This is a genomic window from Arthrobacter sp. E70, assembly GCF_058266945.1.
This window is the reverse complement of the sequence record NZ_JBYQFR010000042.1, coordinates 1-506: the sequence shown is the minus strand read 5'-3', so window position 1 is coordinate 506 and position 506 is coordinate 1. Positions and strand designations below refer to the sequence as shown.

The window sequence follows — 506 nt, the reverse complement described above, 5'->3', positions numbered from 1 at the left end:
ACGGGCAGGTGCCGTTCGGAGGGGCGCAGGTACTGGGTGATGGTGATCAGGTCGCAGCCGGCTGCGTGGAGGTCGCGGAGGGCTTCGGAGATTTCTTCGCGGGTTTCGCCCATGCCCAGGATGAGGTTGGATTTGGTGACCATGCCGTGGCGGCGGCCCTGGGTGATGACGTCCAGGGAGCGGTCGTAGCGGAAGGCGGGGCGGATCCTTTTGAAGATCCGGGGCACGGTTTCGACGTTGTGGGCGAAGACTTCGGGTTTGGAGTCGCAGATGGCCTTGATGTGGTCGGGGTTGCCGGAGAAGTCGGGGATGAGCAGTTCGACGCCGGTGCCGGGGTTCAGTTCGTGGATCTTGCGGACGGTTTCGGCGTAGAGCCAGACGCCTTCGTCTTCGAGGTCGTCGCGGGCCACGCCGGTGACGGTGGCGTAGCGCAGCTGCATGGATTGGACGGAGCGGGCCACCTTGGTGGGTTCGAACCGGTCCAGGGGGGAGGGTTTGCCGGTGTC

1 protein-coding gene is annotated in these 506 nt (G+C 65.4%); it reads right to left on the bottom strand.

Annotated features, from left to right (window positions below; genetic code table 11):
- A partial coding sequence (locus AC3IMC_RS20445; protein ID WP_490920727.1) for a lipoyl synthase occupies window positions 1–506 on the bottom strand: 506 nt, incomplete at both ends.